The sequence below is a fragment of the Streptomyces sp. SID486 genome (genome assembly GCF_009865385.1).
Lineage (GTDB): Bacteria > Actinomycetota > Actinomycetes > Streptomycetales > Streptomycetaceae > Streptomyces.
In genome coordinates, this window is record NZ_WWJT01000728.1 from 1 (window position 1) to 3,908 (window position 3,908).

Sequence of the window (3,908 nt, forward strand, 5' to 3'; positions counted from 1 at the left end):
CGCCCCGGCCGCCCCGAAGCCCGCCCCGGCCGCCTCCGCGCCCTCCCGGCCGGCCGCTCCCCGGCCCGCCCCGGCCACCCGGGCCCCCGAGGCTGCCGGGGCCTCCGAGGCCGTCCAGGAGGCCGGGTCCGGTACCACGCGGAGCGCCTCCACCGGCTACACCCTCCCGGTGACCGGCGCCACCATCGGCACCGGGTACCACGTGTCCGGCAGCATGTGGTCCAGCGGCTACCACACCGGCGTCGACTTCGTCGTGCCGACCGGCACCCCCCTCAAGGCCGTCGCCGCGGGCACGGTCGTCTCCGCCGGCTGGGGCGGCGCGTACGGCAACCAGGTCGTCGTCAAGCTCGACGACGGCTACTACGCCCAGTACGCCCACCTGTCCCGGCTCACCGTCTCGGCCGGCCAGAGCGTGACCGCGGGCGTACAGGTCGGCCTGTCCGGTGCCACCGGCAACGTGACCGGCCCGCACCTGCACTTCGAGATCCGCACCACGCCCGACTACGGCTCCGACGTCGACCCCGTCGGCTACCTCCGCGGGCACGGCGTCGCCGTCGGCTGACCCCCGGCGCCCTGCGCGCCACCCGCCTGACACGCCGTCGAAGGCCGGACCCGCGATCCCCGGGTCCGGCCTTGGGTGCTCCCCGCTGCAACAGCCCCGTGAGCAGACCTATTCCTGATATCGCAAATTCTTTACGAGTGGCTCATCTCACCGTTCGTCAACCCCTGCCTACGGTCGCGTAGGTCACATCCGAAGGTGAATCATGGTCCGACGTGGCAGACGATTCGAAGAGTGACAACAGATCAGTGATCGGGTCGTACGTGGCGGTGGGGGACAGCTTCACCGAAGGCGTCGGCGACCCCGGCCCCGACGGGGCGTTCGTGGGCTGGGCCGACCGGTTCGCGGTTCTCCTGGCCGACCGGCGCCCCGAGGGCGACTTCCAGTACACCAACCTCGCCGTGCGCGGGAAGCTGCTGGACCAGATCGTGGCCGACCAGCTCCCGCAGGCCGTGGACATGGCCCCGGACCTGGTCTCCTTCTGCGCGGGCGGCAACGACATCATCCGGCCGGGCACCGACCCCGACGAGGTGGCCGAGCGCTTCGAACGCGCCGTGGCCCGGCTGGCCGAGGCCGTCGGCACCGTGCTCGTGACGACCGGCTTCGACACCCGTGGCGTTCCCCTCCTCAAGCACCTGCGCGGCAAGATCGCCACCTACAACGGACACGTCCGTGCCATCGCCGACCGGTACGGCTGCCCCGTGCTCGACCTGTGGTCCCTGAAGTCGGTGCAGGACCGCAGGGCTTGGGACAGCGACCGGCTGCACCTCTCGCCCGAGGGGCACACGCGCGTGGCCCTGCGGGCCGGCCAGGCCCTCTCCCTGGACATCCCGGCCGACCCGGAGCAGCCGTGGCCGCCGCTGCCGCCCCGGGGAACCCTGGACATCCGCCGGGACGACGTCCAGTGGGCACGCGAGTACCTCGTGCCCTGGATCGGGCGCCGGCTGCGCGGCGAGTCCTCCGGCGACCACGTGATGGCGAAGGGCGCGCTCTCGCCCGACGACATCAAGACGTGGATCGCCTCCGTGGCCTGACATCGCCGACCGCGCACCGGGCCGTACGCACCACGCGCACCGGGTCACGAACCGTACGCACCACGCCCCGGGTCGCACGCACCACGCGTACCGGACCGTACGGACTACGCGCACCGCGCACCGGACCGTACGGACCACCGCACCGGGCCGTACGCATCACGCGCACCGCGCACCGCGCCCCGGGCCGCACGCACAGCGGCCCGGGGCGGCTCGCGTGCGCGTTCAACGGTCCCGTTCGGTCAACGCCCTCCGGTCCAGGCCGAGTTCCCGGGCGAGGGCGTCGTCCACCCATTCCTGCGCCCGGGACCGCGCCACCGCGCCCGGATACGACGTCAGTTGCACCGCCAGCCCGTCCAGCAGCGCGGTCAGCCGCAGCGCCGCACCCGCCGGGTCCGGGCACGTGAACTCACCGGCGGCCACGCCCTCGGCGAGCACCTCCGTGATCGCCGCCTTCCACTGCCGGTCAAGGTCCCGGCTGACCTCCCGCAGGGCCGGCTCCCGCAGCGCCACGGCCCAGCCCTCGATCCACAGCCGCCAGCCCTTCGCCTGGCCGGTCGGCGCGTACCAGCGCACCGCCGCCCGCAGTCGGCGCAGTGCCGTGGTCCGGCGGCCGAGCAGCTTGCGCAGATGCGCGAGGTCTCCCTCCGCCGCGTAGGCGAACGCGGCGGCGACCAGCCTCTCCTTGGTGGAGAAGTGGTACAGCACCAGCGCGTTGCTCACCCCGAGAGCCGCGGCCACGTCGGCGATCCTGACCGCCGCCACGCCCCGCGCCTCGATCTGCTCGATGGCCGCCCGCAGCAGTTCCTCCCGCCGCTCCGCCACGCTCAACCGCACTCTCGCCACGCGGTCACCCTAGTCGCTCGCCCGGCCGCCGCCGAAGCCGTCCGGCGCGCAGACCCCGGCGGCCGGACCAGCAGCGCGCGGAGACACCGCCGTCCCGGTCCCGAAACGGTCAACGGGCGGACGGCTCCGGGCCGGTGGGCCGAGCCGAGCACGTCCCGGCGAGCGTCGACGGCCGGGCGTCCCGGTCAGCGGTACCAGCCGAACCGGTCCGCGATCACCGGCAGCCGTTCGGTCACCAGGGCGTGCGCCGCCGCGCGCGGGGTCGTCCCGTCGGCCTCCGCGCGGTCGAGCATCAGGCCGACCAGGGCGCGCATCGAGCGCCGGATGTGCGTGAACGCCTCGTCGGCGTCCGCGCCGACGTCACCGAACAGGGTCCACCACCACCAGGCGTTCGTACCGGAGTTGACCACCACGTCCGGCAGGACGGTCACCCCGCGCGCGGCCAGGGGCGCCTCCGCCCCCGGGACGACCGGCATGTTGGCGGCCTCCACGATCCAGCGCGCCCGGATCCGCTCCTGGTTCGTGCTGTCGATGACGTACGACACGGCGGCCGGCACCAGCACCTCCGCCCGGACCGACAGCCAGGCGTCGCCGGGCAGTTCCCGGTCCTCCGGGCGTAGCACCCCGCGGTCGACGGTGCCGTGGCCGTCCCGCGCCGCCAGCAGCGCCTCCACGTCCAGCCCCGCCGGGTTGGCGATCGTGCCCTTGAGGTCGGCGACGGCGACCACCGTGAGACCCGCGCGCGCGAGGAAGCGCGCGGTGGCCCCGCCCATGGTGCCCAGCCCCTGCACGGCGACCCGGGTGCCGGCGTACGGCACCGCCGCCCGGTCCAGCGCCGCGAGAACCGACTCGGCGACCCCGCAGCCGCCGGCCAGCTCGTCCAGGCCGATACCGTCCACCTCCACGGCGAAGGCGTCCGCGAGCCGCCGCCGGGCGGCCGGCTCGTCGTCCAGCAGCGGGTACACCGCCTGGATGGAGGAGACCAGGCCCGCCTCCGCCGCCGCACGGTCCACCAGGTCCTGGCTGAGGCCCAGGTCCTCACCGGTGGCCCAGCAGCTCTCGATGTACGGCCGCATGGCGCGCAGGTAGCGGACGAGGAGCCCGTACGCCCCCGGGTCCCGGGGATCGCAGTCGATGCCGCCCTTCGCGCCGCCGAGGGGGATGTAGCGGCCCGCGGGGTCGTAGTGCAGGGCCTCCTTCATCGTCATGCCGCGGGCCAGCCCCGCCACCTCCGCCGACGTGCAGCCCGGCCGCATCCGAAGCCCGCCGCTGGCCACGCCCCGCACCAGCCGGTCGACGACGAGGAAGCCCTGGCGGCCGGTGACGTGATCGGTCCAGACGAGCGAGATGAGGGGGGTGGTCATGGTGGCTCCGGTGGGGGGAGGGCGGATACCGCGGGGGTGAGGGCAGAACAGAGGAGCGGGGGAGGACGGAAGGGGCGGAAGTTGATAGAGGGGGCGAAGTCGGGTAGA

4 protein-coding genes are annotated in these 3,908 nt (G+C 74.4%); 2 read left to right on the forward strand and 2 right to left on the reverse strand.

Features of this window, described 5'->3' with window-relative positions; all coding sequences use genetic code 11:
- Both GT045_RS34195 and GT045_RS34200 read left to right on the forward strand, forming a co-directional pair.
- A partial coding sequence (locus GT045_RS34195) for a M23 family metallopeptidase (protein WP_161336568.1) occupies positions 1-562 on the forward strand: 562 nt, incomplete at its 5' end.
- 245 nt (positions 563-807) lie between these two features.
- Entirely contained in the window at positions 808-1,593 is a 786-nt protein-coding gene (locus GT045_RS34200) for an SGNH/GDSL hydrolase family protein (RefSeq protein ID WP_161289206.1), read from the forward strand.
- Positions 1,594-1,815: 222 nt separating this feature from the next.
- Here GT045_RS34200 and GT045_RS34205 read toward each other — a convergent pair whose 3' ends face one another.
- Together GT045_RS34205 and GT045_RS34210 are read right to left on the reverse strand one after the other, a co-directional pair.
- Positions 1,816-2,436 (reverse strand): TetR family transcriptional regulator C-terminal domain-containing protein, encoded by a 621-nt coding sequence (locus GT045_RS34205; RefSeq protein WP_345942842.1) that lies wholly within the window; start codon positions 2,434-2,436, stop codon positions 1,816-1,818.
- Between the two features lie 185 nt (positions 2,437-2,621).
- Positions 2,622-3,800, reverse strand: coding sequence for a glutamate dehydrogenase (locus tag GT045_RS34210; RefSeq protein ID WP_161336569.1), 1,179 nt, complete (start codon positions 3,798-3,800; stop codon positions 2,622-2,624).
- Positions 3,801-3,908: the final 108 nt, after the last annotated feature.